This is a genomic window from Flavobacterium sp. PL002, assembly GCF_054165825.1.
The window spans coordinates 622354-648838 of the sequence record NZ_CM135110.1 but is presented as its reverse complement, the minus strand read 5'-3'; the positions used below and the strand labels follow the sequence as shown (position 1 = coordinate 648838).

Genomic DNA, 26485 nt, shown 5'->3' with positions numbered 1-26485 from the left:
AGAAATTAAAGCACAAAGGAGTGTACTGCTAATTCGTAACTCTTTAGACCAAAGCCTAATATAACTCCTTTTGCGTTACCAGAAATATAGGATTGATGTCTAAAGCTTTCTCTTGAAAAAGTATTGGATATATGTACTTCAATAACGGCTGTTGTGATCGCTTTAATTGCGTCACCTATTCCTATAGAGGTATGCGTATACGCTCCCGCGTTCAAGATGATTCCATCATAAGTGAAACCATATTCTTGAATTTTATCAATTAGTTCTCCTTCAATGTTACTTTGAAAATAAACAAAATCAATTGCAGGAAATTTTATTTGTAATGAAGTGAAGTATTCCTCAAAAGTCAGACTACCATAAACTTCAGGTTCTCTTTTTCCTAATAAGTTTAGATTTGGGCCATTAATGATGCAAATTTTCATAATTCTGTTTTTGTAAAAATAAAAAAACCGTTCTAATAATAGAACGGTTTTTATAAAATGTTTTTTATTATTTTAGAAAAAGAAACCAGCAGAAACTTGTACAACAGAGTTCTTAGTTTCAGCATCTTTTGATACATCAGTAAGACCTAAATTATAACGACCTTGAAGGAAGAAGTTCTCTGTAATTTTCACACCTAATCCTGCATTTACAGAAAAATCAAATGTATTAGAGTCCTTAATATCAACATTATTTTTCTCACTTAATAAAAAGGAGGCTTGAGGTCCTACTTCTAAACTTATAGTTTTATTTAAGTAAACTTTAGCTAAAACTGGAATGGCTAAATACCCTAACTCATTTTTAAATTCAGTTAACGCATTTTTGTATGTAGCCCCTTGTGTAGAGTATAATAATTCTGGCTGTACAGCAAATCTATCTGTAACTTTGATTTCTGTAACTAAACCTGCATGAAAACTTGTTATTGCATCTGTTTGAATTTCAGGACCGTTTATATTGGCGTAATTTAATCCACCTTTAATACCAATTTTAACCAACTGTGCTTGTGCGCTAAATGACATAGCTAAAAGGGTTCCTGCAATTATAAATGTTTTTTTCATAATATTAAATGTTATTTGTTTGTCGATGCAATATAGAACTCTTTAGTGTGTGCAATGTTGTGAAATTATTTTTTATTGTTTTAAGATTTTAATGGTAATTTTTTGTATTTATAAGTAAATACTTGTTAATTTGTTCATAAATTATTATTTTAAGAAGTCACTAAATTTAGTGATAATTAAAGTCCTTAAGTGTTTGTTGAATAATTACTTACATTATATTTTACTTTATTATAGTTAATTTCTTATATTTATTTAATTTTTTTCATAGTTTAATTTATAAGAATAATTATATATTTGCTTCTCAAAAAATTAAATAAAAAATCAAATGAAAAAAATTATTTTAACAGTTGCTGCGGTTTTTGCTTTTGGGTTTGCAAATGCGCAAAGTGGAGATCAATCAGGTGAAAACTTTGGATTTTCAAAGGAAGATATTTTTGTAGAAGGTAACTTAGGTTTTAGTTCTTCTAATGATAAAAATACGGAAACTAAAGTCAATAATTTCTCATTTACTCCTAAAGTGGGATACTTTTTAGCAGATAATTTTGTACTAGGTGTTCAGTTAGGTCTTGGTAGCGATAAAACTAAAGTTAGTGGAACTGATGCTGGTAAAAATTCAAATTTTAATGCGGGTGTTTTTGGTCGTTATTATTTCTTAGAATTAGGTAAGAGATTTAAAACGTATGCTGATGCAGAAGTTAACTTTGCGAATTCTAAGTACGAACTAGGACCTATTGAGAATAAAAGTAATGGTGTTTCAGCAGGAGCGGGTCTTGGAATCAATTATTTTGTTACTAAGTGTGTAGTATTGAATTTTTCTTTAAGAAATATTTTAAGTTACAGCTCTTCAAAACCAGATGTAGCTGGTGCTAAAAGTACTTCACAATTCGGTTTTGATTTAAATGGAAATGTAGCTAATCCATTCGCTACAGGAAGCTTTGGTGTTGGATATATTTTCTAATACTTATATTATTTAATATTTAAAACCTCCCAACTGGGAGGTTTTTTTATGCGTTTAAAATGCGTTAATTTGTACTATGAATTGGAGTACTTATATTAAAAATTTTCAATCCTATTTAAAAATAGAACGAGGCCTGTCAAAGAATACTATTGAAAACTATTCTTTTGATATAGAACGTTTGCGTTTGTTTTTAGATCAAAATAATATTGAAGTTTCACCAATAAAAATTGAAGAGGAAACGATACAGCAATTTATTTATGCAGTCTCTAGTCAGGTGAATGCACGATCCCAAGCCCGGATTATTTCGGGGTTAAAAAGCTTTTTTAGCTATCTTATTTTTGAAGATTTTCGAGAAGATAATCCGCTTGAACTTATTGAAACTCCGCGTACGGCTAGAAAATTACCAGATACATTATCTGTCATTGAAATTAATTCGCTTATTAGTGCGATAGATTTAGCTACAAATGAGGGCGAACGGAATCGTGCTATGTTAGAAACTTTGTATGGTTGTGGATTACGCGTGTCAGAATTGGTGGAGTTAAAGATATCTGATTTGTACTTTGAAGAGGGGTTTTTAAAAGTCACTGGCAAAGGAAATAAACAACGTTTTGTTCCCATAGGTGATTTGGCTCAAAAATATATCGGATTCTATAAGAACGGAATTAGATTACATGTCAACATAAAGAAAGGTTTTGAGGATACCTTGTTTTTAAATAGAAGAGGGGGACAGTTAACAAGAGCAATGATTTTTACTATAATAAAAAATCTAGCTGTAAAAGTTGAATTAAGAAAAAAAATTAGCCCACATACTTTTCGTCATTCTTTTGCTACTCATTTGTTAGAGAACGGTGCTGATTTACGTTCCATTCAATTAATGTTAGGGCATGAGTCTATAACAACAACAGAAATCTATGTACACTTAGATCGAAAATTTTTGGCTAAAGTAGTTAATGAGTTTCATCCCAGAAAATAGTGTTCAGTTCGTTTTTTTTACTAAAAATCAGTATAATATAGTTCGGCTTAGTTGTTGTAACATCTAGCTTAATTGAGATGTAATACTGATTCCTGATTCCGTTCTGTATCTTAAAATGTTCTTTTTTATAAATAACATGTAGTATACTGAAGAGGTGCTAAATTGTGCTATTCACAAAAAAAAGCACCTCAGTTAAACTGAAGTGCTTTTGTATTTTAATCTCTATTTGAATAAACTTTTATTTAGCGATATTCACCGCTCTAGTTTCTCTAATTACAGTTACTTTAACTTGACCTGGATACGTCATCTCTGTTTGAATTTTTTGTGAAATTTCAAAAGACAGATTTGCGGCATTATCATCAGATACTTTTTCGCTTTCAACGATTACACGTAGCTCTCTACCTGCTTGAATAGCATAGGCATTTTTTACTCCTGTGAATCCGTAAGCTACTTCTTCAAGATCTTTTAAACGTTGTATGTAAGAGTCTAATACCTGACGTCTTGCGCCTGGTCTAGCTCCTGAAATTGCATCACAAACTTGAACAATAGGAGATAATAATGATTTCATTTCTATCTCATCATGATGCGCTCCAATAGCGTTGCAAACTTCTTCTTTTTCACCATATTTCTCAGCCCATTGCATTCCTAATAATGCGTGAGGTAAATCACTTTCTGCATCTGGAACTTTTCCTATATCGTGTAATAATCCAGCTCTCTTAGCTAATTTTACGTTCAATCCAAGTTCAGCTGCCATGATTCCACAAAGTTTAGATACTTCGCGCGAGTGTTGCAATAAGTTTTGTCCGTAAGAAGAACGGTATTTCATACGTCCTACAACTTTAATTAATTCTGGGTGCAAACCGTGAATTCCTAAGTCAATAACCGTACGCTTTCCTACTTCAATAATTTCATCGTCAATTTGTTTTGTAGTCTTAGCAACTACTTCTTCAATACGTGCAGGATGAATACGTCCATCAGTTACTAATTTGTGTAAAGCTAAACGTGCTATTTCTCTACGTACTGGGTCAAAACAAGAAAGAATAATTGCCTCAGGTGTATCATCAACAATGATTTCAACTCCAGTTGCAGCTTCTAATGCGCGAATGTTTCTACCTTCACGACCAATAATTCTACCTTTAACATCATCAGATTCTATATTAAATACAGATACGCAATTTTCCACTGCTTCTTCTGTTCCAACTCTCTGGATCGTGTTAATGATGATTTTTTTGGCTTCTTGTTGCGCAGTAAGCTTAGCCTCTTCAATAGTATCTTGAATATGAGACATTGCTTTAGATTTAGCTTCGGATTTTAGTCCCTCTACTAATTGATTTTTAGCTTCTTCAGCAGATAGTCCTGAAATTACTTCTAATTGCTGTAATTGACTTTGATGTAATTTGTCTACTTCAATTTGTCTTTTATCTAAAACGTCAATTTTAGCGTTAAAATCGTTAGTCTTGTTAATAAAATCATCGTTAACTTTTTTAGTTTTCGATAATTCGTTAGAAATTTGGGATTCTTTGTCTCTAATTCTTTTTTCTACTTCAGCAACTTTCTTATCTCTAGAAAGAATTACTTGTTCGTGTTCCGATTTAAGTTCAATAAATTTTTCTTTCGCTTGAAGGATTTTATCCTTTTTTATGTTTTCGGCTTCAACTTTAGCATCTTTTAAGATAGAGGAAGCTTCTTTTTTTGCGTTCTTAATTAAATTAGAGATGTTGCTTTTTTCAATGATTTTGGCTATACCAAAACCGACAATAATACCTATAATTCCTGAAATGATCGTTAATATGTCCATGGTTTGTTTAAAATTTATATATAAAAAAAGCCTACATTAGTCTTATTGTATAAACTCGAAAAGACAAGTTTTGAGCTAACTCACTGTTCAAGTTTCCTCGCCGGAGCGTGGCATGCTTTAGTAGTGATGATTCGCCCATTCTAAAATGTTAGTGTTGAGTTTACCAAATATGAACTAATGTAGGCAGTATCTTAGTTTCTGTAAAGAACGTTTAATTGTCGAGATATTGATCTAAAAGCGCATTCAATTTTTTAATTCTTTCAATAGTCTCATCTCCATTGATTGCATTATCTATTTGTTTTTGTTCTACTTGAGAAGCAAATTGTAGCGCACACATGGCTAAAACATCTTGCTTGTCACGAACAGCGTAATTTTCTTCAAATTGTTTCATCATCACATCAATCTTTTTAGAAGCACTCCTGAGTCCTTCTTCTTGAGCAAAATCCACTGTTAATGGGTATACTCTGTCTGCGATTGATATTTTAATTTTAAGCTTTTCGTCCATATTTTGTTAATCTGAAAGTTGTGCTATACAATAATCAATTTCACGAATTAATGAATTTATTTTAAGCTTTGTATCTCTTTTATTATCGTCACTGCCTAGTAATGAGTTGGCAATTTTTAGTGTTTCATATTGCGCTTTAAGTGCTTCAATTTCATTTGATTGAGATTGTATGATAGCTGCAGATTTTGTTAATTCGACCTTTATTTCTTGATTGCTTTTATCTAAACTTTTTATTTTTAATATGAGTTTTTCAATTTTATTTTCAAGAGTATCAATTATTTCTACAATTACACTCATTATATTTCCTTTTCATTACTTAATATTACAAATTTAGTATTAGTTTTTATTATTACAATATTTTATTCGTTTTTTTATTCTAAAATAGTCAAACTATTGTCTAGTAATTGATTACGAAAAGTGTTTTTTTATAAAGTTAAACGAATTACTTTTTTTACCTTAGCAAAAATGTATATGATGAGATTTTTGACTTTTTTTTTAGTGCTTTCCACTAGTATTTTCGCACAAAATAACTATCCTAAGGATTATTTTAGACTGCCTCTAGATGTTCCTGTTCAGTTATCGGGTAATTTTGGGGAGCTACGTCCCAATCATTTTCATACTGGTTTTGATTTTAAAACTTTACAACGTGAAGGACTAGAGGTTCATGCTGTCGCAGATGGTTATGTGTCTAGGATTAAGATGTCCCCTTACGGAAACGGTAAAGCAATTTACATAACACACCCTAATGGATACACATCAGTATATTGTCATTTGCAAAATGCTGACGCTGAAATTTTAGATTATATTCACAAAGCTTATTATAAGGAGAAGGCTTTTGAAATTGAGTTATTTTTAAAACCTCATGAGTTGCCAGTTCGTAAAGGTCAGGTAATTGCTTTTTCAGGAAATACAGGTTCTTCTCAAGGTCCGCACCTTCATTTTGAGTTTAGAGACAGTCAAACAGAAAAAATTATTAATCCTTTGTTGTTTGGTTTTGATAAAGAAATTAGGGATACTAAAAAGCCTGTAATTTCTGCATTGTATGTTTATCCTGTTGAAGATCAAGCCGTAGTTAATCAATCTAAAAGACCATTATTGTTGAGTCTTTCTTTGCAAAAAGATGGTACTTATTTAGCAACTAGCGTGAAGGCAAATGGAAAAATTGGTTTCGGAATTACAGCTGAAGATTATGATAATGTTTCCTATAATAAAAATGGGGTTTATAAAGTACAGACTTATTTAAATGGTAAAGAAAGTTTTGGATATCAATTAGATACTTACTCTTTTGATGAAATGCGTTATATTAATGCATTGATTGATTATCCAAAATACAAGCAAACCTACCAACGCGTTCAAAAATTATTTATGAAAACGCCGTATCCTTTAAGTATTATTAAAACAGATGCGACTAACGGAGTTATTGATGTTAAACCTAATTTAGCTTCGGTGTATCGTATTGAAGTTTCTGATTTTTTTGGAAACTTAAATGTAATTACGGTTCCTATAACTTATGATTTAACAAATCCTATCGTCGAGAAAGAAGTTGTGTATTCAGATTATTTTGTAAAAGTAGCGAAGGATAATATTTTTACAAAAGACAATATGAGTGTGTTTTTACCTGCAGGAACTTTTTACGATGATTTTGATATGAATTTTAATGTAAAAGGAAATACCTTGTATATGGGTGATGATGCCATTCCAGTGCAATCTAATTTTACGATTTCTATTACTGATGATTCCTATACTGACGAGCAAAAAGAAAAAGTATTTATTGCTGATATAGACAGTAGAGGCAGAGTTGGTTACAATTATACTTGGGTTAAAGGCAATGTTTTTTCGGCAAAAGTAAGGACTTTAGGTAAGTTTAAATTAGCTACTGATACTACACCGCCTTCAATTGCAATTACGAGTAGTGTAGAAGGGAAGTGGATTAGCAAACAAAAAACAATCCAACTTAGTATAAGTGATAGCGGATCCGGTTTAAAATCGTACAACGGTTATTTAAATGGAAATTGGATTTTATTTGAATATGATTATAAAACCCGAAAAATCACCCATGATTTTAGTGACGGAATAGTTGCTGAAGGAGCAAATGATTTAAAAGTGATTGTAATTGATAATGTAGGGAATTCAAGTACCTTTGAGACACATTTTTTTAGAAGTCAACAATAATAATAGAAAAACTTGAATACCAATAAACTTTTTTTTGTTTTAATTTTATTTTGGGCAATGATGCCTGTTTTTGCCCAAACTGCTAGGGTAAAAGGGATTGTTTTAGATAAAAATAACCTTGCTGTTAGTGACGTGAATGTTACGGCATCAGACTTGGTTACGCAAACAAATGAGAACGGATATTATACTTTGTTTGTTCCTGCAAATAAAAAAATTACTTTAGTTTTTACTCATATCTCTTTAAAGAAAATAACTGTTTCTTTGAGTTTAAAGACAAATGAACAGTATGAGTTTAATTTATTAATGAGTGATCAACAGGAGCAAATGGGCGAAGTGATTGTGACCACTAACGAAAAGAAAAATACGACAGGGGTAACAATTATTTCTCCTGAAATGATTCGGAAAATTCCTGGTGCTAATGCTGGAATCGAAAATATTTTAAAAACATTAGCGGGAGTAAACTCTAATAATGAATTAAGTACTCAATATGCTGTTCGTGGTGGGAATTATGATGAAAATCTAGTTTATGTTAACGAAATTGAAGTGTTTCGTCCTTTTTTAATTCGGTCTGGTCAGCAAGAGGGACTGAGTTTTACTAATACCGATTTAGTGAAAAATGTTGATTTTTCTGCGGGTGGTTTCCAAGCTAAATTTGGCGATAAGCTATCTTCGGTTTTAGATATTACTTATAGAGTACCTACGAATTTTGCGGCAACAATGGAGGCGAGTTTTCTTGGCGGAAGCCTAGCGATTGATGCTGTTTCTAAAAATAAAAAATGGTCTGCAATTACAGGTGTCCGTTATAGAAATAATAGTTTATTAGTAAATAGTCAAGATACCGAAACGAATTACACGCCCTCATTTGTAGATATTCAAACAAATATAAATTATAAGGCTTCCGCCAAATGGCAGTGGAGTTTTTTAGGAAATATTTCTCAAAATAAGTACGATTATAGTCCGTTAACAAAGCAAACAAAATTTGGTACAATCGATAATCCTATCACACTTTCGGTTTTTTATGAAGGGCAGGAAAAAGACAAATATGATACGTATTTTGGTGCTTTGAAAACTACTTACAAACCAACCGAAAATTTTACTTTAAAACTAATTACATCCTTATTTCATACGCAAGAGCAAGAGCATTTTGATATTTTAGCGCAGTACCGTTTGGGTAATGTAGATGCTAATATTGGTTCGGATACGTATGGTGATGTAAATTATACGGCAGGAATTGGTTCACAATATAGTCATGCACGCAATGATCTGGATGCTTTTATTGCGAATATTGAATTGAAAGGAATTCATGATTGGAATGATAATGTGCTTGAGTGGGGAGTAAAATATACTAGGGAGTCAATTAGAGATCGCATAATTGAATGGGAGGTAATTGATTCGGCTGGTTTCTCGGTTAGTGCCCCTAATTTAGATTTTTTAAAAAAAGACGAACCTTACACGATTTACTCAGGACCACTTGCGCCATATCAAAACATTCGTGCTAAAAACTTTAATAATATAAACCGTTTTTCTGGATATATACAATGGAGTAAAAAAAGCAGTATAGGTAATAGTGAAATATGGTATAATGCTGGAATGCGTTTTCATAATTGGCAAGTTTCAGGTAATGCTATCAATGGTGATAATCAGTTTGTATTTAGTCCCAGAGCACAGTTTGCCATAAAACCAGATTGGGAAAAGGACATGGTATTTAAAATTTCGGGAGGTGTGTACCATCAGCCGCCATTTTATAGAGAGTTACGTGCTGCAGATGGGGTAGTACAGCCAAATGTAAAAGCACAGCAATCCATTCATATTGTTTTAAGTAATGACTACAGTTTTAAAATGTGGTCACGCCCTTTTAAATTAATATCTGAGGTGTATTATAAAACCTTGACAGATGTAAATACTTATACCATTGATAATGTTAGAATACGATATGCAGCATCTAACAATGCAAAAGCATACGCACAAGGTATAGATGTTAGGTTGAACGGTGAATTTGTGCCAGGTACTGAATCTTGGTTTAGTTTTGGTTATTTAAAAACAGAAGAAAATAGTGCTGATCGTGGTTTTATCGCACGCCCTACAGATCAAAGATTGAAATTTGGTGCTTTATTTCAAGATTATATGCCTAATATTCCTAGTGTTAAGTTATATTTAAATATGGTTTATAATACTGGTTTGCCTGGCGGTTCACCTGCTTATGCTGATCCTTATTTGTATCAAAACCGACTAAATGATTATCGTAGAGTGGATGTTGGTTTCTCTAAAGTATTTATTGATGGTGCTAATTTGAAACCAAATAGTACTCTTTTTAAAAATTTTAAAGAGTTGGCCTTAGGATTCGAAATTTTTAATCTTTTTAATAATCAAAATGCAATTACGAATACGTTTGTAAGGGATGTATATTCTAAAAACGAATACGCAATACCCAATTACATGACTACTAGAGTTTTTAATATCAAGTTGAGCGCTAAATTATAGCAGTTTTGGAATTGTCTGTAGTGTTTTATGGGTGTTTTAAGTACATAAATTGCTGTTAAATGATGAATCCGTTTTTAAAATTGATTACATTTGAATTTATTTTAATATTACATCCTTATGAAAAGATTACATATAGTATTGTTTAGTATTTCTATTTTATTTTTAGCAAGCTGCAAGAAAGAAGTAGAAAAGCCTAAAGTGATTTATGATGCTACCAATAAAGCTAAAGGAGTTACAAAGGTAGATTCTGCACAAGTTTCGATAGCAGATTTGCCAATACAAATGGAAGGCACAAATTATTTAATACATCCTATTGCTGATCTTAGAGTTTATGAAAGAGGAACGAAATCAAGGTATGGTTCGTCTAGTGTAATTGACTTAAGTTTTACAATCTCTAACTATGGAGAAAATGAAATTACAGGTTATTTGCAAAATATAAAGTTTCAAAAAATAGGTTCTGATTCTATTAGACCATTAACTGATAAACCTGCTTTGATACAAACGGCGACTTATTTAAAATCAGTTTCTGATCGAGCTGGTAAGCAAGTTATGGTTTATACGATGTATGATGTAGATACAAATAGAGATGGTAAGTTAGATTCTAGTGATATTAAAGCTCTGTATTTAAGTGATATTAGCGGTGATCGTTTTACAAAAGTATCGGCTGATCTTCAAGAATTAATTGACTGGAGTTTAATTGAATCTACAAATAGATTGTATTTTAGAACTGTAGAAGACACCAATAAAAACGGACAATTTGATAAAAACGATGTGCTACATTATAACTATATCGACTTATCTAATTCAGAATGGAAAGTAGCTTCTTACATGCCTATTTAATCATTTTTTAAATCAAGATATCACTTTCTAAATCAGACTTTTCGATTTTAAAATCAAATCCTAGTTGCGCTACTAATTGAATGACTAGGTTTTTATACCAATTCTCTGATTTGGGATGAATGTAGATTTTTTCAATTAATTGATCAATATCAACATTAATTTTTAGCCCATCATTTAATGTAATCTTATTTTCTTTTACGTCAGATATGATGCGGACTTCTCTCTCGTACTGAAAACTTTTCCGTTTAAACAAAAAAGGAAAAAACATATCGTCAAACGGAATGTATTCTTTTTTGTAATCAATATAGTTTACTTCTCCAATATATTGAGTGTAGTTGTTTTCTGGATTCAAAGCTTTTTGTAATCTACCTATGGTCGATTGGATGGCCAGTCCCTCACTGTTTTGTGTAAATATTTGCCACATCGCAAATGATTCGTATTCGTTGATATGCCAACTGCTAATAGCTACTTTTTCACGATGTGTCTTGTAATATTTTAAAAAATCTGGATTGTCTATAGATAGTTTTTTTATCTCCTCAAAAGTAGGTTCGCTAAAGGTACCTTCGTACTGATCTTCGAATTTATCTGATCGAGACATAAATAATTTTTTAGACATTAAAAGGTCTAGAAATTTAGATAAATCCAAGTATTTCCAAACAATGGTGTCTGGATCTTCAGGTAACTTTATATCCGGATTACTGAGGTACATAGTTCTTAATTTGAGAATGTAAAATTACTAAAATTAAGATTCAAACGACTGCATTGTAACCAGTTTATTATAGGTTCCGTTAAGGGTTATTAATTCTTCATGTGATCCTTGTTCTACAATTTTTCCTTTTTGCATAACAACAATAATATCTGCTTTTTGAATAGTCGATAAACGATGCGCAATTACAATTGAAGTTCTGTTTTGCATCATGTTTTCTAAGGCAACCTGAACAAATTTTTCGCTTTCTGTATCTAATGCTGACGTGGCTTCGTCTAATATCATAATAGGAGGGTTTTTTAGTACAGCTCGAGCAATCGATAAACGTTGTTTTTGTCCACCAGAAAGTTTGTTTCCGCTATCTCCTATGTTAGTATTGATTCCTAAAGGCAATTCTTTTACAAATTCGTAAGCATTAGCAATTTTGAGCGCTTCTATTATTTCTTCGTCTGTAGCGTCTAGTTTTCCTAAGGCAATATTAGCTTTAATGGTGTCATTGAATAAAATACTGTCTTGAGTCACTAAACCCATTAAACCACGCAATGATTGTAGATTGATGTCTTTAATATTGATGCCATCAATGGAGATTGTTCCATCATTTACATCATAAAAACGAGTTAGTAAATTAGCAATAGTACTTTTTCCGCTTCCAGATTGTCCCACAAGCGCAACGGTTTGTCCTTTTTTTACTTGTAAAGAAAAATCCTTTAAAACAATTTCATCTTCATATTTAAAGTTGATGTTTTTAATAGATATATTAGAATCGAAAGTTGTTTTATAATCGGCTTCAAGTTTAGAAGTAATCGGGTTTTGCTGGTCTAGAATTTCTAAAACTCGTTCTGCGGCAGCATTTCCTCTTTTTACACTATAGGATGCTTTAGAGATTGATTTTGCAGGAGTAAGAATGTTATAAGCTAGTCCCATATAAGCAATAAACGAAGCTCCATTCAGGGTTTTTTCGATCAATACCATGTTTCCTCCGTACCATAATAAGATGGCAATAACCATTATTCCCATAAATTCACTCATTGGAGAAGCTAAGTTTTGGCGGTTACCTATAGTATTTGATAATTTAAAAAATCGTTGTGTTGATTGCCCGAAGATTGTATTGAAATAATTTTCGGAGTTGTATCCTTTAACCACTTTTAAGCCACCAAGCGTTTCTTCTATCGTTGATAAAAAGATACCTTGTTCCTCCTGTGCTTGTGTTGATTTTCTTTTTAATTGTTTTCCGATAAGTGAAATTATATATCCTGAAACCGGAATAAAAATAAATACAAATAACGTTAATTGTGGACTTATAGAAAGCATGGCAAGTATTGTAAATACAATAGTTAACGGCTCTTTTACAACTAGTTCTAAAATGGATAAAAAAGAAGTTTGTACCTCATTGACATCAGCTGATATTCTTGCAATTACATCTCCTTTTCTTTTCTCTGAGAAAAAGGCTAAAGGTAATTCTAATGTTTTTTTGTACATCGCATTACGCATGTCTCTCAAGATACCGTTTCGTAAAAAGGTAATGAAAAACATGGCAAGATAATCACTTAAATTTTTCAATAAAAAGATCGTTATGATTAATGCTACCATTACTGATAGCGTATATCCTACTCCGTAAGTATCTGTAGCGTGTGTAATGAAGTAGCTAATGTAGTTTTCTGCATAAGTTTTTAGTTCCCAGATTTCAGTGTAAACTGGTTTAACTGTGTTTCTTTTTGTTTGGTCAAATAAAACCTGCATCATAGGGATCAATGACATGAAGGAAAGGGTGCTAAATAGCGCGTACAATACATTAAAAAAGATGTTTAAGTAAGCGTATTTTTTATACGGAACGATAAAAGAGAATATTCTTTTAAAATTATTCATTGTGATAAGTATAATTAAGACCCGACTGTTTTTTAAAAAGCAGTCGGGTCTTGTAGTTTATAGTTGAATTAAAGCTATTAATTCAATTGCATTGAAGCAATGATGTTTTTTATTTTATCGTCTAGCACTTCTTGAACAGCTTCAAAATCTTCAACATTGTCAAGAGTTGTATTAACACTGATGTAGAATTTTATTTTTGGTTCTGTTCCACTTGGTCTAGCACATATTTTTGAGCCATCTTCAGTGTAATAAATAAGCACGTTTGATTTCGGAATTGTCATTTCTGATTGTGTTCCGTCTAACAAGTTTTTAGCAACCGATGATTGGTAATCTTCAACCATAATTACGCGCTCTCCATTTATTTCTTTTAATGGGTTTTCGCGTAAATCAATCATCATTTGAGTGATTTGTTGTAATCCTTCCATTCCTTTTTTAGTAATCGAAATCAAATGCTCTTTGTAGAAGCCGTTGTCTATATATAGTTTTATAAGTTCTTTATAAACCGTACTTCCATTGGCTTTAGCCTGAGCAGCAATTTCGCACACTAATAAGGTAGCTGCAACAGCATCCTTATCACGCACGGCATCACCTACCATAAATCCAAAACTTTCCTCTCCACCACCTATAAATTGTAGCTCTGGAAAGTCCTTAATCATTTTAGCAATCCATTTAAATCCAGTTAAACCCACTTTACATTCTACATCATAATTAGTTGCTAATTCCATCATCATAGGAGTAGAAACAATGGTAGATCCTACAAACTGTTTTCCGTTTATTTTACCTGCCTTTTTCCATTGTTCGAGTAAAAAAGCAGTCATTAGAACCATCGTTTGATTTCCGTTTAATAAGGTCATTTTGCCATTATTATCACGTACAGCAACTCCTAAACGATCGCAGTCAGGGTCGGTTCCTACTACAATATCGGCATTTGTTTTATCAGCTAGGGCTAACGCCATAGTTAATGCTTCTGGTTCTTCAGGATTAGGTGATTTTACTGTTGGGAATTCCCCATTAGGAACCGCTTGTTCTGGTACAATATGTACATTAGTATATCCAGCTTGAGCTAAAGTTTCAGGAATTATAGTGATCGAAGTTCCGTGCAATGACGTAAAAACGATATTCAAATTCTCTTTCGATTCTTTTGCAGTATTAAAACTGGCATTTTTTATAGATGATGCTATAAATGCTTCATCGATATCTTTATCAATATAATGGATCAAAGCTTCATTAGCATCAAACTTGATTTCGCTGTAATTTAAATTTTCAATTACATCAATGATTCCTTTGTCTTCTGGTGGTACAATTTGTCCACCATCTTGCCAGTATACTTTATAACCATTGTATTCTGGTGGATTATGTGAGGCAGTAAGGACGATTCCGCATTGACATCCTAAATGTTTCACTGCAAATGATAATTCAGGAGTAGGTCTTAGTTCTGAAAACAAATAAACTTCAATACCATTTGCCGAAAATACATCAGCAACCGTTTTTGCAAGTGTATCACTGTTTTTACGGCAGTCATAAGCAATAGCAGCTTTCAATGGCTGGTTTGGGAAAGCCGTTTTTAAATAATTAGAAAGGCCTTGCGTGCTTTTTCCAAGCGTATATTTATTGATTCGGTTGTTTCCTACGCCCATTACACCGCGCATTCCGCCGGTTCCAAATTCAAGGTTTTTATAAAAACTCTCCTCTAGTTCTTTAGGTGATGATGCAAGTAATGTTTTTACGTCTTCCTGTGTTTTTATGTCAAACGAAGGTGTTAACCACTCATTTACTGCATCTAAAATATTTTGCTTGATATCCATATGTCTATTTATTATCAGTTAATTATATCTGTTTTTTAAGGAGCTTTTTCCTGCTATTCGCTCTATCTTTTTATCTTGAAAAAAACAAGATAAAAAGGATGCCGCTGCTATCAGGGCTAGGGTAAATTACAAATTAACCTCGCTTGAGATTTTATAACGCTCTTCGTTGTTTTTAGTACGCAGGATAATTTCGCCAAGAAACCCTGCTAAAAATAATTGCGTTCCTAGTACCATTGTTGTCAAGGCAATAAAAAACCACGGATTATCAGTCACTAAATTATAACGCATGTTGTTGTACATGTGGTATAGTTTAGAAACCCCAATATATCCAGCAAGTAAAAAACCAATGATAAACATTACGGAACCCATGGCCCCGAATAAGTGCATTGGTCTTTTTCCAAAACGGGATAGAAACCAAATAGTGATTAAATCTAAGAAACCATTAATAAATCGTTCCATTCCAAATTTAGTTTCACCGTATTTTCTCGCTTGGTGCTGTACTACTTTTTCGCCTATTTTTCCAAAACCGGCATTTTTTGCTAAAACGGGGATGTAACGGTGCATTTCACCAGACACTTCCACGTTTTTCACAACGATATTCTTGTATGCTTTTAACCCACAGTTAAAGTCATTTAACTGTACGCCAGATGTTTTTCTAGCCGCCCAGTTGAATAATTTTGAAGGTAAGTTTTTTGCTACAACAGAGTCGTAACGTTTCTTTTTCCATCCAGAAACTAAATCATAATCCTCAGAGGTAATCATATTATATAGTCCCGGAATTTCTTCGGGGCTATCTTGTAAATCAGCATCCATGGTGATAATAACGTCTCCTTGAGCTTTAGCAAATCCAGCATGTAGAGCTTGAGATTTACCAAAGTTTCTCATAAAACGAATGCCTTTTACATTTTTGTTTTCGGCAGCAAATTGAGCAATAATAGACCACGATTTGTCACTGCTTCCGTCATCAAGAAAGATAACTTCATAAGTGTAATTGTTAGTCTGCATCACTTTTATAATCCAAGTGTATAATTCTTGAAGCGACTCCTCCTCGTTAAGAAGGGGGATTAATATGGATAAATTCATTAATTTTTATTCTTGTGTTGATTTGCTTTTAAAAATTGCGGCTAATATTAATCCTAATATAGCACTAAATAAAATACTGAAAATAGATCCTTTTAATTGTTCTAATGGTGAAAACTGATCTGTTTCTTTTAATTTTGTAATTGCTTCGTTAATAGATGAGGCTGGTGTGCCAAAACTGCTTAAAGTTTTAGCTAAATATTTAGCAGATAATTCTCTAATGGTATCTTTTGCAGCTGGATCAATATAGTTGAATAAAATAATGCTAAATAATACAGATAATAATATTCCAATTACTGCAGATATAAAATAAGTTGTAAAAGCATCTTTAAAAGGGAATATTCCCTTCAAGTCTTTTTTTGTTTTGTTAAGTAATATAATACCTAATATTATATAGATAGCCATAGTAGCAAAACCTATCCACGGAGAGGTAAATAATTTTAAATCAACAATATATATAATAGTGGTCATTAATATTGATACAACACCAGTTATAACACCAAAATTCACACCGTTTTTCTTTACAATTTCATTTACCATAATTAATTTAGTTTTTTGATTAATGCACAAAGATAGTAATTCCCAATTTATAGTAGTGATAAAAAATATTTTTACTATTTTATAAAAAAAAGCAGTCAACGAATTGTTTATTGAAAAATAATTGTAAATTTGCAAACTCAAAATAACAGAATAAAACAAAAAGTTATAATGAATTTATACCTTTCCCTTTAACAAGGAAAGCTTCAAAAGGAGTTATAACCAAACAAATAAAAAAGAATTACAAGATGAAAAAAGGTGTACACCCAGAAAATTACAGATTAGTTGCTTTTAAAGACATGTCAAACGAGGATGTTTTTGTTACTAAATCTACAGCAGAAACAAGAGAAACTATTGTACACGAAGGTGTAGAATATCCAGTTGTAAAAATGGAGATCTCTAGAACTTCTCACCCTTTTTACACAGGTAAAAACAAACTTATTGATACTGCAGGACGTATTGACAAGTTCAAAACTAAATACGCTAAACACGTTAAATAATTTAACTTGTTTTCAAAATACCGAAAGCCTCGCAATTTGCGAGGCTTTTTTATTTAGTAGAAATAATAATTATTGTCGTGTTTTTATTTTTTTAAATTAAAATGTTTTTTTGGGATTAACTACTTCAACGTTGTTGTTTAATAGTTCTATAATATTTAGACTAAGATTGCCTTTTTTAAAAATAGTTTAATCTGTATGGAGTTCTTGTAATTTGTGTTGACTTTTAAAATTAAAGAATATACTTAGAAACATTTTAATTGCGTTTGTCTTCTAAAGCATACCAATCAAAAACTTTGTAACTTTGCTTTTTTGTAACTTTGAAAAACGCTAAAATGAATTATATACTTTTTGATGGTCCATCTCGTAATGCGCTATTGCCTTTTACTTTTACTAAACCTGTTGCTGATATTTTAATTGGTATCGTTACTATTCGTCAAAAATGGGAAATGCACCTTGGGTCCACAACCACTACTTTAACCGAGGAATATTTGTCTGACAAATACCCTATGGTTGAGTTGGAACAAAATGTGATGATCAATGCTTCATTTTTACCTACGACAGAGTTAGTAGATTTAATAACCGACTTACAAGAAAGACAAGCAATTTTTAAAGGGGAGGAAGTAGTTGCTTTTTTCTCTAATGATGAGCAAGAGCAAGTGGATTTTGATGACTATGAAATTATTGAATTCGAAGGTGAGGTAATTACAATAAACCATCCATCAGATATTTTTTCTAAAAACAGTGATGCTATTCATCAGGATTTTGAATTTTTAACGGCTGATCGCGTCTCGCAACCTATTCCTGAGTCGGTTAATGTAATTTCACCAGAGAATATTTTTATAGAAGCGGGTGCTAAATTAGAATTTGTTACTTTGAACGCGTCAACTGGACCTATATATATAGGTAATGATGCTGAGATTATGGAAGGTTCTGTAATACGTGGTCCTTTTGCACTTTGTGATCACGCTGTTGTAAAACTAGCTACAAAAATATATGGAGCAACAACTGTTGGTCCGCATTCTAGAGTAGGAGGAGAAGTGAATAATTCGGTTATTTCGGCTTTTTCGAATAAAGGACACGATGGTTTTTTAGGGAATTCTGTTTTAGGGGAGTGGTGTAATATTGGTGCTGACAGTAATAATTCTAATCTTAAGAACAATTACGAAGAGGTGAAATTATGGAGTTACGAAACCGAAGGATTTGCTAAAACTGGATTACAGTTTTGTGGTTTAATGATGGGTGATCATAGTAAATGCGGAATCAATACCATGTTTAATACTGGGACTGTTGTTGGAGTGAGTGCTAATATTTTTGGAAGTGGTTTTCCTCGTAATTTTGTTCCAAGTTTTTCTTGGGGTGGCGCTTCGGGATTTTCGACTTACATCACTAAAAAAGCATTTCAAACGGCAAAAATAGTAATGAGCCGCCGTAATGTTGATTTTGATGAACAAGAAGCAGCTATTTTAGAACATGTGTTTGAAGAAACTAAAAAATGGAGAAAAGAATAGTATTTTTTCTTTATTCTAAAATAATTATATAAAAAACTTAAACTGTCATATAGAAAAATAGGGCAGTTTTTTTTGTGCCCTATTCTATGTTTTTTTTAAAATTTAGCTGTTTAATTTCAAGTATTTCTTAATTTTTTGAATTTAATTTAAAATTAACCTCTTTTTAAGGCAGGTTGTTTCTGGTTTATTAGTGCGTTAAATATATTTTTAAATGTGTATTGACTAGTTTTTTGTCTTCATATGTTATAGTTTTATAAAAAAATAGATGCAAAGAGTTGTTTTTGCTGATTTTTTGATAATTATTAATTTAAAATAAATTTATGGAAGAGATTATTGGAGTGTTGAATGGTATTGTTTGGAGTAATGCTTTAATTGCTTTGTGTTTAGGAACGGGGCTTTATTTTTCTATAAGAACACGTTTTTTACAAGTACGCCATATCAGAGAGATGTTCCGATTATTATTTGATGGTAAAAGCTCTGAGTCTGGAGTTTCTTCTTTTCAGGCATTAGCCATGTCATTGGCAGGTAGAGTGGGTACTGGGAATATTGCAGGTGTTGCTACAGCAATTGCTTTTGGAGGGCCTGGAGCCATGTTTTGGATGTGGATGGTTGCTTTTTTAGGAGCAAGTACTGCATTTGTAGAAGCTACATTAGCACAAATTTATAAAGAGAAACACTTAGGGCAGTTCCGTGGAGGCCCTGCATTTTATATAGAAAGAGGTCTAGGAGTCAAGTGGTTCGGAATCTTATTTGCAATAGTTTCTGTTATTTCAGCAGGGCTATTATTACCAGGTGTTCAAGCAAATTCAGTTGCTGATGGGTTGAACAATGCTTTCCAAATGGATACAAAAGTTTCTGGCTTGATTGTCGCTGCAATTTTTGGTGCTATCGTTTTTGGAGGCGTTAAACGTATTGCTAAATTCACAGAGTTTGTTGTGCCTATAATGGCTATCGGTTATATTTTGATTGTATTGGTGATTATAGCTATTGATTATGATCAACTTCCAGGTGTTGTTTCTTTAGTTTTTAGAAGTGCTTTTAATATGGAAGCTGGTTTTGGAGCTGTTTTTGGACTAGCTATTCAGTGGGGAGTTAAAAGAGGAATTTATTCTAACGAAGCGGGTCAAGGTACTGCACCACACATTGCAGCTGCTGCCAATGTTTCGCATCCTACCAAGCAAGGTTTGGTACAATCTTTTTCGGTTTATATTGATACTTTATTAGTTTGTTCGGCAACTGGTTTTATGTTGTTGATCACAGGAAAGTATAATGTACAAAATCCAGGTTTTGGAACTGATGGAGGTGCTGAGTTTTTATATCATGGAGCGCAAAATGTTTCTGTAGGGCCAGGATTTACGCAAAGTGCAATGGACAGCGTTTTTCCAGGTTTTGGTTCTTACTTTGTTGCTATTGCGTTGTTTTTCTTCGCTTTTACAACTATCCTAGCGTATTATTACATTGCTGAAACAAATATTTCTTATTTAACAAGAAACTTAAGTTCACCTATTTATAATCATATTTTAAAAGTGGTGATGATGGTTGTGATTATGTATGGTTCAATCAATCAAGCAAAATTAGCTTGGGATATTGGAGATTTAGGAGTGGGATTAATGGCTTGGTTCAATATAATTGCGATTCTGTTATTACAGAAGCCTGCTCTATTGGCGCTTAAAGATTATGAAAGGCAAAAGAAAGAGGGAAAAGATCCTGTTTTTGATCCAGAAGATATTGGTGTCAAAAATGCACATATTTGGAACACCATAAATAAAAAATAAAATTATTTATAGTTTATAAAAAAGCTTCTAAAGACTAATGAAAAGGTTTTAGAAGCTTTTTTATTTTAATTAAATACAATTGTAAAGAAGTAATTAGGAGGGATTGTTGAAAAATAAATTGACCTCGTTTTTAAAAATATTCAAAGGAATACCGTGTCCTAATTCGATTATAAGATGTAGTCTAAAGTTAGCGTTAAAAGGAAGTGATTTCATTATAAACGCAATGTTGTCTGATGCCTTGATAATGTCATCTTGATTCCCAATTACAATTTGTAATAATTGCCCGTGTTCCTTATCTATAGCAGGAATATTTTGTAAAATTGAAGTTCTATAGGGTAAAGCAGGATTAAATATTAACGTTTTTGTTTGCATTAATTTAGAAAGGTAAAAACCTGTAAACCCGCCCATGCTGCTACCTATGATAATATCGATGTTTTGGGTTTTATATTCATTATATAGTGTTTCAATCATATTAGGGTTTTCTTTATAGTCTAAATCTGGTGCTATAATAGTGCCGTATTGTTCTAGAATAAGCTTTTTTTGTGGACTTAGTTTACTTTCAAGACCGTGTAGATATAAAATAGTCATGCTTTAGTTGTTTGATTATAATTTCAAGACAAATATACAGTGTGCTACTGTCAAATGATGAAGGTGGTAAGATTGAATTTTAAAAGGGGGGCTTCTCTCGAGTTTTTTCTTCTTATTTCAAAAGCAGTATTAAAATTGTCTAATTCTCTATTTAAACTATCTTTGCACTTTTAAAAAATTACCCGGGATAAAACTTTGGGTAACCAAATCTACAAATCAATAATATAATGATTACAGTTAACGATGTTTCAGTACAGTTTGGTGGTACTACGCTTTTTAGCGATGTTTCTTTTGCAATAAATGAAAATGATAAAATTGCCCTTATGGGAAAAAATGGAGCGGGAAAATCTACGCTTCTAAAAATTATTGCAGGACAAAGTAAACCATCAACCGGAAATGTATCGGCGCCAAAAGAAGCTGTAGTGGCTTATTTGCCACAGCATTTACTAACTACAGATGGTGCTACTGTTATGGAGGAAACTTCTAAGGCTTTTGGTGAAATCTTAGGTATGAAAGCAGAAATTGACGAAATCAATGAGCAGTTAACTGTTCGTACTGATTATGAAAGTGATGCGTACATGAAGTTAATCGAAAGAGTTTCTGATTTAAGCGAGAAATTCTACGCTGTAGAAGAAGTAAATTATGAAGCTGAAGTAGAGAAAATATTAACAGGTTTGGGTTTTGAACGTGAGGATTTTACGCGCCAAACTTCTGAATTCTCAGGAGGATGGAGAATGCGTATTGAGTTGGCTAAAATCTTATTACAAAAACCAGATTTGATTTTGCTAGATGAGCCTACAAATCACATGGATATTGAAAGTATTCAGTGGCTAGAAGAGTTTTTAATCAATGAAGCAAAAGCGGTAGTAGTAATTTCGCATGATAGAGCGTTTGTAGATAATATTACAAATCGTACTATTGAAGTTACCATGGGGCGTATTTATGATTATAAAGCTAAATATTCTCATTACTTAGAATTGCGTAAAGACCGCCGTATTCATCAACAAAAAGCGTATGATGAGCAACAAAAAATGATTGCTGATAATAGAACTTTTATTGATCGTTTTAAAGGAACTTTTTCTAAAACAGATGCCGTACAATCCCGCGTTAAAATGTTAGAAAAATTGGTAATTGTTCAAGTTGATGAGGTAGATAACTCTTCGTTAAGATTAAAATTTCCTGCTGCAGCCCGCTCAGGACAATATCCTGTGATTGTAAAGGATTTAGGGAAAACTTATGGAGATCATGTTGTTTTTAAAGATGCTAATATTGTTATCGAAAGAGGACAAAAAGTTGCTTTTGTTGGGAAAAACGGAGAAGGAAAATCGACCATGATTAAAGCAATCATGAAAGAAATAGGCATTGATAGCGGAAGTTTAGAAATAGGACATAATTCTCAAATAGGATATTTTGCACAAAATCAAGCGTCATTATTAGATGAAAATGCTACAATATTTGAAACTATTGACGGAATTGCTGTTGGAGATGTGCGTACGCAGATAAAAAATATTCTTGGTGCTTTTATGTTCCAAGGAGATGATATTACTAAAAAAGTAAAAGTACTTTCAGGAGGTGAAAAAACGCGTCTAGCAATGATAAAATTGCTTTTAGAGCCGGTTAACTTGTTGATTCTAGATGAGCCTTCAAATCACTTAGATATGAAAACTAAAGACATTATTAAAGACGCACTACGTGATTTTGATGGAACTTTAATTTTAGTGTCTCACGATAGGGATTTCTTAGAGGGGCTGGCTACAAAAGTTTTTGAATTTGGAAATAAACGTGTAGTAGAACATTTTGAAGATATTACGGGTTTCTTAGCAAATAAGAAAATGGAAAGTATGAGAGAGATTGAGAAGTAGAAAAAGTTTTAGATAAAAATAAAAAGAAGACCTGTAGTATGATAACTGTCAGGTCTTCTTTTATTTAAAATAGATTAAGTGTAGTTTTTAAAGTCTTATTCCAGGTGGTAATAATTCTTTGTATTCGGGATTTTTTTTAAAGAAAACGACTATTTTAGGTAATATAGGTACTACTCTAAGTTTTTTTTCGATAGCAATAGCCATTATTTCTGTTAGAAAGCTAGAGAGGAAAGCTTCGTTTTCAAAATCCTCAGGGGTGTTTATTTTAGTGAGGAAAATCTTTTTTTCCTGAAAAGAATATTCTACTGAAATCAACCCGTCTTCAAAGGTTGTTTCAAATTGTCTTGCAAAAGTATTGTCTTTAATTTCCATGATGGTATTTTGTTCCAAAAAATTTATTTAATAAATGGGAGTGAAACAGTAATGACTGTTAATTATGGGTGATCTGACTTTTTTTGGCGATAGATTTGTGTTTAAATAATAATTTTTAAAGTAATTTTTTTTAATGATGCGGCACTTAAGCTACATTGTGAAGTGTGTTAATAAAATGGATGGCACTAAAAGATTGTAATATTGTCTTTTAATGATGTCGTTCTAACAAAGGTATCGATTTGATTTTCAATATCAAATGATTTTAACGCTTCGTTAAAGGACCATTTTTAGGACTTTGTTTATTACTTTAAAAAGGAGTTGTTTTTGTTTAGAATTAAAAATGACGGCTCATAATTTAATCCTAATTTAGTTTTAGCAATAGTTTGTTTCTCGATAAAATAAGTATTTTTATGGAAGAAATAGTATCAAGAAAAAGTCTTTTTTATAAAAACATTCAATAATTATTATGAGTAAAATCGCTGTTTATTTTATGCCTGGTTTGGCGGCAAGTACTTCTATTTTTGAACGAATCGAACTTCCAGAAGAACAATTTGATGTTCACTTGTTAGAGTGGGAGATTCCGTTAGATAAGGAAACATTACCTGATTATGCAAAACGTATTGCTCAAAAGATTACTCATGATAACCCTGTTTTGATTGGGGTTTCTTTTGGAGGGATATTAGTGCAAGAAATGGCTGCTTTTTTAAATGTTAGAAAAGTAATTATTATTTCAAGTGCTAAAAGTAACTTGGAGTTTCCGCGCAGAATGAAGATTGCTAAGTCTACTAAAGCATATAAGCTTTTACCAATGCGTTTGCTTTTAAATATAGAGAATTTGGCTAAGTTTTCTTTTGGAGAAAAAGTGAATAAACGATTAAAATTATATGAAAAATTCCTCTCAGTAAGAGACTTGCGCTATTTAGAGTGGGCAGTAGAGGAAGTGATTCTTTGGGGTAGAACGGTTGTTGATGCCTCTGTTGTGCATATTCATGGTGATAACGATGATGTTTTTCCTATAAAATACATTAAGGACTGTATTGTGGTTAAAGGCGGTACACATGTAATGATTTTGAATAAATACCGATGGTTAAATACTAATTTACCTGCTATTATCATGGGAACTTATAAAGAAGAAATGCAATTAGAAGAAACTGAAAAAGAGGTTTCGTAAAATAATTTAAAAGGAAGAGGATGAAAATGATAGAAAGAGTAATTTTAATAGCAGCTTTTATTTTTGTAAGTGGTCTGTTGATTTTTGCGGTACCAAACAATGCTAAAGAGAACGAAAAATTAAAGCTAGAAGAGCCTGTGGATTATTTTCCGTCGAAAGCTAATTTTGCTTCTGAAGAAACACCTTTGCAAATTGATGATGTAAAAGAGCGTTTGGACAGGGAGTTGATTGTGAATATTAATTTGCATGCATCGACAATTTTAGCAATAAAAAGAGCCAATCGTGTTTTTCCTGTTATCGAACCCATTTTAAAACAAAATGGTGTTCCTGATGATTTTAAATATCTAGCAGTGATTGAAAGCGGACTCGTAAATGCAGTTTCGCCAGTAGGAGCAAGAGGAGTGTGGCAATTTATGCCTGAAACGGCAAAAGAAAGAGGGATGGAAGTGAACGATATCATTGATGAACGTTACCATCTTGAGAAAGCCACGCAAGCGGCTTGTAGTTACTTCTTAAGCGCTAAAGCTAAGTTTGGCTCTTGGACCTTGGCTGCTGCGTCTTATAACGGCGGAATGGGCGGCGTAAATAAGCAAATGGATATTCAAAGAGAAACTAATTACTATGATTTACTTCTTACTGAAGAAACCTCTCGTTATGTTTTTAGAATTTTAGCTTTAAAAGAGATTATGAAAAATCCTTCAAAATTTGGTTTCGACATAAAAAAAGAAGCATTGTACACGTTGATTCCAACAAGGAAGGTTGAAGTAGATAGTACGATTGCTGATTTGACCACTTTTGCTAAAGAGCAGGGGATTAATTATAAGATTTTAAAAATCCATAATCCATGGCTTAGAGATAGAAAGTTAGAAAACTTAACAAATAAAAAATATACGATTGAAATTCCGTTGAGCGGGTACTAAAAAAAAACATCCGCAATTGCGGATGTTTTTTTGGTATCTAAAAAATGAAATTATATTTTTTTCATTTGATCTTTCATCATTGTGATTTGCTCTTTTAGCATTCCTTGTTTGTCTAAACGTTTTGCTTCGTTCAATAAAGTAGTTGCTTCTAGCTTTCTTCTGCGTGACATAGCAACTCCAGCAAGGTTTAATTTGGCTACAGCCAAATCCATATCCATTGATAAACCTAATTCTATTGCTTTTTTGAAATATTTCTCTGCTTGGTTGATATTTGTTTGAGAAACCATGATTCCTTGAAGGTAGTTAAAGTACCCTTGTTGTTTTTGAATTAAAGCAGTTTCTGGATTTTTGATGTAAGACAACCATTTTTGAGCGCCTGGAAAATCTTGTTTTCTTAATTTTAGAAAGGCTAAAAGGATAAATTCATTCTTAAAGTAAATAAAAATTGGAATTGCTGTTAACAGTAAAAGGAAAATTCCGTTTCCTATATTGCCTTCAGTAAATTGCCAAATGCCAGTAATTGTTATAAGTCCAGCGATAATTAGTTTGATATTCTTGTGAAACATAGTGTGTATATATTTAAGATTGCAAAGATAGTAAAAGGAATTAAAAATATTTTTATAAAACTACTTGCAAGAAAAAAAAGTCTTTGTATATTTGCACTCGGTTTTAGAATAACAATTATTCAAATCGGAAGAAGACAAATAACTAAGATTTAAAGATACAAAGCAATGAGCAAAAGAACATTTCAACCATCGAAAAGAAAAAGAAGAAATAAGCACGGATTTATGGACAGAATGGCTTCTGCGAATGGAAGAAAAGTTCTTGCTAGAAGAAGAGCTAAAGGAAGACATAAATTGACTGTTTCTTGTGACCCAAGACACAAAAAATAATGTTTGTATAAACATAAATAAGGCGTTACTTTTTTTAGTATCGCCTTTTTTTATACCTTGTCGTTAAATTATTATTTTTTTTAGAAGCATATCCTGATTTTTGTAACAAATAAAAAAGCTATTTAGCTGATTTATAAT

Annotated in this window: 25 protein-coding genes; 12 read left to right on the top strand and 13 right to left on the bottom strand. The window is 32.2% G+C overall.

Going from position 1 to position 26485, the window contains the following annotated elements; genetic code table 11:
- Positions 1–5: 5 nt before the first annotated feature.
- Together ACVEGE_RS02805 and ACVEGE_RS02800 are read right to left on the bottom strand one after the other, a co-directional pair.
- On the bottom strand, positions 6–422 hold the full coding sequence (locus ACVEGE_RS02805) for a type II 3-dehydroquinate dehydratase (RefSeq protein ID WP_192501473.1): 417 nt from the start codon (positions 420–422) through the stop codon (positions 6–8).
- A 72-nt stretch (positions 423–494) separates the two neighbouring features.
- The gene (locus ACVEGE_RS02800; protein ID WP_192501474.1) at positions 495–1037 is read right to left on the bottom strand and encodes a porin family protein; all 543 of its coding nucleotides are present in this window, start codon (positions 1035–1037) and stop codon (positions 495–497) included.
- A 325-nt stretch (positions 1038–1362) separates the two neighbouring features.
- Between ACVEGE_RS02800 and ACVEGE_RS02795 the strand changes: the two genes are divergently transcribed.
- Positions 1363–1995, top strand: a complete 633-nt coding sequence (locus ACVEGE_RS02795; RefSeq protein WP_192501475.1) for an outer membrane beta-barrel protein — start codon at positions 1363–1365, stop codon at positions 1993–1995.
- Between the two features lie 76 nt (positions 1996–2071).
- Positions 2072–2968: a site-specific tyrosine recombinase XerD gene (gene xerD / locus ACVEGE_RS02790; protein WP_192501476.1), complete on the top strand. Its 897-nt coding sequence runs from the start codon at positions 2072–2074 to the stop codon at positions 2966–2968.
- 238 nt (positions 2969–3206) lie between these two features.
- Here the strand turns inward: xerD and rny are convergent, their stop codons facing one another.
- The 3 genes from rny to ACVEGE_RS02775 form a co-directional block, all read right to left on the bottom strand.
- Complete coding sequence (rny, locus tag ACVEGE_RS02785) at positions 3207–4766, bottom strand: ribonuclease Y (RefSeq protein ID WP_192501477.1); 1560 nt, start codon at positions 4764–4766, stop codon at positions 3207–3209.
- Positions 4767–4977: 211 nt separating this feature from the next.
- Positions 4978–5271: a cell division protein ZapA gene (locus tag ACVEGE_RS02780; RefSeq protein WP_173852881.1), complete on the bottom strand. Its 294-nt coding sequence runs from the start codon at positions 5269–5271 to the stop codon at positions 4978–4980.
- A 6-nt stretch (positions 5272–5277) separates the two neighbouring features.
- The gene (locus tag ACVEGE_RS02775; protein WP_173852882.1) at positions 5278–5568 is read right to left on the bottom strand and encodes a hypothetical protein; all 291 of its coding nucleotides are present in this window, start codon (positions 5566–5568) and stop codon (positions 5278–5280) included.
- A gap of 174 nt (positions 5569–5742) precedes the next feature.
- On the opposite strand from ACVEGE_RS02775, the gene ACVEGE_RS02770 reads away from it, so the two are divergent.
- From ACVEGE_RS02770 to ACVEGE_RS02760, 3 genes are all read left to right on the top strand, one after another.
- Positions 5743–7443: a M23 family metallopeptidase gene (locus ACVEGE_RS02770; RefSeq protein WP_370566994.1), complete on the top strand. Its 1701-nt coding sequence runs from the start codon at positions 5743–5745 to the stop codon at positions 7441–7443.
- A gap of 57 nt (positions 7444–7500) precedes the next feature.
- On the top strand, positions 7501–9924 hold the full coding sequence (locus tag ACVEGE_RS02765) for a TonB-dependent receptor (protein ID WP_192501503.1): 2424 nt from the start codon (positions 7501–7503) through the stop codon (positions 9922–9924).
- Positions 9925–10041: 117 nt separating this feature from the next.
- The gene (locus ACVEGE_RS02760; protein ID WP_173852884.1) at positions 10042–10764 is read left to right on the top strand and encodes a CREC-EF hand family protein; all 723 of its coding nucleotides are present in this window, start codon (positions 10042–10044) and stop codon (positions 10762–10764) included.
- Positions 10765–10771: 7 nt separating this feature from the next.
- Here the strand turns inward: ACVEGE_RS02760 and ACVEGE_RS02755 are convergent, their stop codons facing one another.
- From ACVEGE_RS02755 to ACVEGE_RS02735, 5 genes are all read right to left on the bottom strand, one after another.
- On the bottom strand, positions 10772–11473 hold the full coding sequence (locus ACVEGE_RS02755; RefSeq protein ID WP_173852885.1) for a DUF2971 domain-containing protein: 702 nt from the start codon (positions 11471–11473) through the stop codon (positions 10772–10774).
- Positions 11474–11506: 33 nt separating this feature from the next.
- Positions 11507–13336: an ABC transporter ATP-binding protein gene (locus tag ACVEGE_RS02750; protein ID WP_192501478.1), complete on the bottom strand. Its 1830-nt coding sequence runs from the start codon at positions 13334–13336 to the stop codon at positions 11507–11509.
- 77 nt (positions 13337–13413) lie between these two features.
- Positions 13414–15141, bottom strand: coding sequence for a phospho-sugar mutase (locus tag ACVEGE_RS02745; protein ID WP_192501479.1), 1728 nt, complete (start codon positions 15139–15141; stop codon positions 13414–13416).
- 126 nt (positions 15142–15267) lie between these two features.
- Complete coding sequence (locus ACVEGE_RS02740; protein WP_192501480.1) at positions 15268–16224, bottom strand: glycosyltransferase family 2 protein; 957 nt, start codon at positions 16222–16224, stop codon at positions 15268–15270.
- Positions 16225–16230: 6 nt separating this feature from the next.
- Positions 16231–16761, bottom strand: a complete 531-nt coding sequence (locus ACVEGE_RS02735) for a DUF4199 domain-containing protein (protein WP_173856436.1) — start codon at positions 16759–16761, stop codon at positions 16231–16233.
- Between the two features lie 245 nt (positions 16762–17006).
- Between ACVEGE_RS02735 and ACVEGE_RS02730 the strand changes: the two genes are divergently transcribed.
- The 3 genes from ACVEGE_RS02730 (at position 17007) to ACVEGE_RS02720 (ending at position 20541) form a co-directional block, all read left to right on the top strand.
- On the top strand, positions 17007–17258 hold the full coding sequence (locus ACVEGE_RS02730; protein WP_173852890.1) for a type B 50S ribosomal protein L31: 252 nt from the start codon (positions 17007–17009) through the stop codon (positions 17256–17258).
- A gap of 332 nt (positions 17259–17590) precedes the next feature.
- Positions 17591–18766 carry a GlmU family protein gene (locus ACVEGE_RS02725; RefSeq protein ID WP_173856437.1) on the top strand — a complete coding sequence of 392 codons (1176 nt, stop codon included), beginning with the start codon at positions 17591–17593 and terminating at the stop codon, positions 18764–18766.
- Between the two features lie 320 nt (positions 18767–19086).
- The gene (locus ACVEGE_RS02720; RefSeq protein ID WP_173852892.1) at positions 19087–20541 is read left to right on the top strand and encodes an alanine/glycine:cation symporter family protein; all 1455 of its coding nucleotides are present in this window, start codon (positions 19087–19089) and stop codon (positions 20539–20541) included.
- A gap of 93 nt (positions 20542–20634) precedes the next feature.
- On the opposite strand, the gene ACVEGE_RS02715 is transcribed toward ACVEGE_RS02720, so the two are convergent.
- Positions 20635–21129, bottom strand: a complete 495-nt coding sequence (locus ACVEGE_RS02715; RefSeq protein ID WP_192501481.1) for a YqiA/YcfP family alpha/beta fold hydrolase — start codon at positions 21127–21129, stop codon at positions 20635–20637.
- 227 nt (positions 21130–21356) lie between these two features.
- Here ACVEGE_RS02715 and ACVEGE_RS02710 point away from each other — a divergent pair, with 227 nt between their 5' ends.
- Positions 21357–22991 (top strand): ABC-F family ATP-binding cassette domain-containing protein, encoded by a 1635-nt coding sequence (locus ACVEGE_RS02710; protein ID WP_173852894.1) that lies wholly within the window; start codon positions 21357–21359, stop codon positions 22989–22991.
- Positions 22992–23078: 87 nt separating this feature from the next.
- Here ACVEGE_RS02710 and ACVEGE_RS02705 read toward each other — a convergent pair whose 3' ends face one another.
- A complete protein-coding gene (locus ACVEGE_RS02705; protein ID WP_173852992.1) occupies positions 23079–23363 on the bottom strand; it encodes a GNAT family N-acetyltransferase in 285 nt (94 codons plus the stop codon).
- Positions 23364–23829: 466 nt separating this feature from the next.
- Between ACVEGE_RS02705 and ACVEGE_RS02700 the strand changes: the two genes are divergently transcribed.
- Positions 23830–24534 (top strand): alpha/beta hydrolase family protein, encoded by a 705-nt coding sequence (locus ACVEGE_RS02700; protein WP_192501482.1) that lies wholly within the window; start codon positions 23830–23832, stop codon positions 24532–24534.
- A gap of 20 nt (positions 24535–24554) precedes the next feature.
- A complete protein-coding gene (locus ACVEGE_RS02695) occupies positions 24555–25454 on the top strand; it encodes a lytic transglycosylase domain-containing protein (RefSeq protein ID WP_173856440.1) in 900 nt (299 codons plus the stop codon).
- A 50-nt stretch (positions 25455–25504) separates the two neighbouring features.
- Here the strand turns inward: ACVEGE_RS02695 and ACVEGE_RS02690 are convergent, their stop codons facing one another.
- Positions 25505–26020, bottom strand: a complete 516-nt coding sequence (locus tag ACVEGE_RS02690; RefSeq protein WP_192501483.1) for a DUF2892 domain-containing protein — start codon at positions 26018–26020, stop codon at positions 25505–25507.
- Between the two features lie 165 nt (positions 26021–26185).
- Here ACVEGE_RS02690 and rpmH point away from each other — a divergent pair, with 165 nt between their 5' ends.
- Positions 26186–26347 (top strand): 50S ribosomal protein L34, encoded by a 162-nt coding sequence (rpmH, locus tag ACVEGE_RS02685; RefSeq protein ID WP_026706823.1) that lies wholly within the window; start codon positions 26186–26188, stop codon positions 26345–26347.
- The last annotated feature ends 138 nt before the right edge of the window (positions 26348–26485 follow it).

Coding starts and splice junctions, on each gene's coding strand:
- ACVEGE_RS02700 (WP_192501482.1), top strand. CDS start 23,830: ATGAGTAAAATCGCTGTTTATTTTATGCCTGGTTTGGCGGCAAGTACT.
- ACVEGE_RS02710 (WP_173852894.1), top strand. CDS start 21,357: ATGATTACAGTTAACGATGTTTCAGTACAGTTTGGTGGTACTACGCTT.
- ACVEGE_RS02795 (WP_192501475.1), top strand. CDS start 1,363: ATGAAAAAAATTATTTTAACAGTTGCTGCGGTTTTTGCTTTTGGGTTT.
- ACVEGE_RS02720 (WP_173852892.1), top strand. CDS start 19,087: ATGGAAGAGATTATTGGAGTGTTGAATGGTATTGTTTGGAGTAATGCT.
- ACVEGE_RS02805 (WP_192501473.1), bottom strand. CDS start 422: ATGAAAATTTGCATCATTAATGGCCCAAATCTAAACTTATTAGGAAAA.
- ACVEGE_RS02740 (WP_192501480.1), bottom strand. CDS start 16,224: ATGAATTTATCCATATTAATCCCCCTTCTTAACGAGGAGGAGTCGCTT.
- ACVEGE_RS02715 (WP_192501481.1), bottom strand. CDS start 21,129: ATGACTATTTTATATCTACACGGTCTTGAAAGTAAACTAAGTCCACAA.
- ACVEGE_RS02765 (WP_192501503.1), top strand. CDS start 7,501: ATGATGCCTGTTTTTGCCCAAACTGCTAGGGTAAAAGGGATTGTTTTA.
- ACVEGE_RS02690 (WP_192501483.1), bottom strand. CDS start 26,020: ATGTTTCACAAGAATATCAAACTAATTATCGCTGGACTTATAACAATT.
- rpmH (WP_026706823.1), top strand. CDS start 26,186: ATGAGCAAAAGAACATTTCAACCATCGAAAAGAAAAAGAAGAAATAAG.
- ACVEGE_RS02725 (WP_173856437.1), top strand. CDS start 17,591: ATGAATTATATACTTTTTGATGGTCCATCTCGTAATGCGCTATTGCCT.
- xerD (WP_192501476.1), top strand. CDS start 2,072: ATGAATTGGAGTACTTATATTAAAAATTTTCAATCCTATTTAAAAATA.
- ACVEGE_RS02705 (WP_173852992.1), bottom strand. CDS start 23,363: ATGGAAATTAAAGACAATACTTTTGCAAGACAATTTGAAACAACCTTT.
- ACVEGE_RS02775 (WP_173852882.1), bottom strand. CDS start 5,568: ATGAGTGTAATTGTAGAAATAATTGATACTCTTGAAAATAAAATTGAA.
- ACVEGE_RS02800 (WP_192501474.1), bottom strand. CDS start 1,037: ATGAAAAAAACATTTATAATTGCAGGAACCCTTTTAGCTATGTCATTT.
- ACVEGE_RS02750 (WP_192501478.1), bottom strand. CDS start 13,336: ATGAATAATTTTAAAAGAATATTCTCTTTTATCGTTCCGTATAAAAAA.
- ACVEGE_RS02780 (WP_173852881.1), bottom strand. CDS start 5,271: ATGGACGAAAAGCTTAAAATTAAAATATCAATCGCAGACAGAGTATAC.
- rny (WP_192501477.1), bottom strand. CDS start 4,766: ATGGACATATTAACGATCATTTCAGGAATTATAGGTATTATTGTCGGT.
- ACVEGE_RS02770 (WP_370566994.1), top strand. CDS start 5,743: ATGATGAGATTTTTGACTTTTTTTTTAGTGCTTTCCACTAGTATTTTC.
- ACVEGE_RS02735 (WP_173856436.1), bottom strand. CDS start 16,761: ATGGTAAATGAAATTGTAAAGAAAAACGGTGTGAATTTTGGTGTTATA.
- ACVEGE_RS02695 (WP_173856440.1), top strand. CDS start 24,555: ATGAAAATGATAGAAAGAGTAATTTTAATAGCAGCTTTTATTTTTGTA.
- ACVEGE_RS02755 (WP_173852885.1), bottom strand. CDS start 11,473: ATGTACCTCAGTAATCCGGATATAAAGTTACCTGAAGATCCAGACACC.
- ACVEGE_RS02730 (WP_173852890.1), top strand. CDS start 17,007: ATGAAAAAAGGTGTACACCCAGAAAATTACAGATTAGTTGCTTTTAAA.
- ACVEGE_RS02745 (WP_192501479.1), bottom strand. CDS start 15,141: ATGGATATCAAGCAAAATATTTTAGATGCAGTAAATGAGTGGTTAACA.
- ACVEGE_RS02760 (WP_173852884.1), top strand. CDS start 10,042: ATGAAAAGATTACATATAGTATTGTTTAGTATTTCTATTTTATTTTTA.